The sequence below is a fragment of the Actinophytocola sp. genome, from assembly GCF_049647105.1.
Lineage (GTDB): Bacteria > Actinomycetota > Actinomycetes > Mycobacteriales > Pseudonocardiaceae > Actinophytocola.
Window position 1 is genome coordinate 1 of record NZ_JBARWZ010000130.1, and the last position, 2826, is coordinate 2826.

Sequence of the window (2826 nt, forward strand, 5' to 3'; positions counted from 1 at the left end):
CGGCCGCGCCCGCCGGCACGCGCGGCGGCCCGGCCATGGGCACGACGTGCGGGCGGGGATCGGCGAGCGCCCGGTCGAACAGCGCGAGCCCGGCATCCGCGTCGAGGGCGCCACCGAGGCGGGCCCGGTCGGCGTCGCCGAGGTGGGTGGCCATGCCGCCGTCCCAGAGCCCCCATGCCATGGCGGTGGCGGGGAGACCGAGGGCGCGGCGGTGGGCGGCGAGTGCGTCGAGGACGGCGTTGGCCGCGGCGTAGTTGGCCTGTCCCGCGGTGCCCATGGTCGCCGCGAAGGAGGAGAACACGGCGAAGAACGCCAGCGGCAGGTCGCGGGTCAGGTCGTGGAGCACGAGCGCGGAGTCCACTTTGGACCGCAGGACGCGGTCGAGCTGGCCGGTGGTCAGGGTGTCGAGTACACCGTCGTCGAGGACGCCCGCGGTGTGGACGATCCCGGCGACGCGGTGGGCGGCCAGTACCTCGGCGACGGCGTCCCGGTCGGCCGCGTCGCACGCGGCGACGTGCACGGTGGCGCCGAGCCCTTCGAGTTCGTCGACGAGCGCGGCGGCGCCCTGCGCGGCCACCCCACTGCGGCTCACGAGGACCAGGTCCCGGACGCCGTGCCGGACCACCAGGTGGCGGGCGACGAGCGCGCCGAGCGCGCCCGTCCCGCCGGTGATCAGCACGGCGCCGTCGGGGGCGGGGATCCCGGCGGCGCCGGTGGCGCGGGTGCGGGTCAGGCGGGGAGCGAGCAGGACGCCGTCGCGGAGGGCGAGGTCGGGTTCGTCGGCGGCGAGCAGCAGCGGGCCGTCGCCGTCGAGCAGGACGAGGCGGCCGGGATGCTCGGTGCGGGCGGAGCGGACCAGGCCGGTGACGGCGGCGCCCGCGAGGTCCTGCGCGTCCTCGTCGCCGGTGGCCAGCGCGCCTCGGGTGCGGACGACCAGGGTGCCGGTGGCGTCGGCGAGCCAGGTCCGGACCGCGGTGAGCGCGTCGGCGGTGCGGCGGCGGATCTCGTCGGGGTCGGCGGTGGGGGTGTCGCGCAGGTCAAGGACGGTGGTGTCGGTGGCTGGTGCCGGCGGGACCTCGACCCAGTCGACGGTGAACAGGGCGCCGGGGGTGGTGTCCCGTGTCTCGCGCGGCCTGCGCAGGACGAGGGTCGCGATCCCGATGACGGGGTTGCCCTCGGTGTCCCAGACGTGGATGGCGTACTCGTCGGGCGCGGTCCCGGTGATGCGGACCCGGACGGCGGTGGCGCCGGTGGCGTGCAGGGTGACGCCGGACCAGCTGAACGGGACGCGGGTGTCGTCCTCGCCGGTGATGAGCGTCGTGGGGTGGAGGACGGCGTCGAGCAGGGCGGGGTGGACGCCGAAGCGGTCGCTGCCCCGGGCTGAGCCGGGCAGCGTGACCTCGGCGTGCAGGGTGTCGCCGTCGCGCCACACCGCGGTGAGACCGTGGAAGGCCGGTCCGTAGTCGAACCCGAGCCGGGCGAGGACGTCCAGGATCGCCTCTGGCGACGCGGTGTCGCCGGGTGGCGGCCACGGCGCCGGGTCGGCGGGGGCGGGCCGGTCGGCGGTGAGCAGACCGGTGGCGTGGCGGATCCAGTCGTCCGCGTCGACGCGGCGCGAGTGGACGGACAGTGTGCGGCCCGCAGGCCGTTCTGGACCGACGACGACCTGGATGGCGACGGGCTCGCGGCCGGTGAACACCAGCGGCGCCTCGAGCGTGAGGTCGGCGACGGTCGGGCAGCCAACGTGGTCGCCCGCACCGAGCGCCAGTTCCAGCACGGCCGTGCCTGGCAGGACCACCCGGCCGCCGACCACGTGGTCGGCGAGCCATGGCTGTTCGTCGACGGACAGCAGCCCGGTGAGGACCCTGCCGTCGTCCTCGGCGACGGTGACGGCCGCGCCGAGCATCGGGTGGTCGGCACCGCCGAGCCCGGCCGCGCCGAGCCCGCCGAGCAGGTGCTGGTGCCGCGGCCAGTAGCGGGCGCGCTGGAAGGCGTAGGTCGGCAGGTCGACGCGCCTGCCTTCCGGCACGATCCGCACCCAGTCGACCACGGCGCCGCGTGCCCACACGGCCCCGACCGCGCCGAGCAACGTCGCGACCTCGGCGCGCCCCGTCCGCAGGACCGCGACGGCGTCGGTGACGTGCGCCGACAGCACGGGATCGGGCCCCAGCTCCAGGAACGCGGTGACACCCCGCTCACGCAGTTCCGAGACCCCGTCGGCGAACCGCACCGTGTCCCGAACCTGCCGCACCCAGTACGCCGGATCGGTCACCGCACCCGGCAACGGAATCCGAGGTTCGTTATACGTCAAGGATTCCGCGACGGTGGCGAACTCCGCGAGCATCGGCTCCATCAACCGCGAATGGAACGCATGCGACACCACAAGCCGCTTCACCCGACGACCCTCAGCCCGCCACCGCTCCTCCAGAACCGAGATCTCCTCCTCGGTTCCCGATACCACAAGCGAAGTCGGACCATTCACCGCCGCGACATCAACACTCTCCGGAACGTCCTCTTCGGACACCTCGGCCGCCAGCATCGCCCCACCAGAAGGCAACCCAGCCATCAAACGACCACGAGCAGCCACCAGTGTGCACGCGTCGTCCAGCGACAGAACCCCAGCCACCTGCGCGGCAGCAAGCTCACCAATCGAGTGCCCCAGCAGGAAATCCGGCCGCAACCCCCACGACTCCAGCAAACGGAACAACGCAACCTCAAGCGCGAAGATCGCCGCCTGCGCACCATCCGTCCGGTTCAACAACAACTCGTCGTCGACCGGAACCCGGTCGAACCGCGAACACACCTCGTCCCACGCCGCGGCGAACA

General features: G+C 74.0%; 1 protein-coding gene. It reads right to left on the reverse strand.

Features of this window, described 5'->3' with window-relative positions; all coding sequences use genetic code 11:
• A partial coding sequence (locus tag WBA97_RS15975; protein WP_424231601.1) for an SDR family NAD(P)-dependent oxidoreductase occupies positions 1 to 2803 on the reverse strand: 2803 nt, incomplete at its 3' end.
• Positions 2804 to 2826 lie beyond the last annotated feature (23 nt).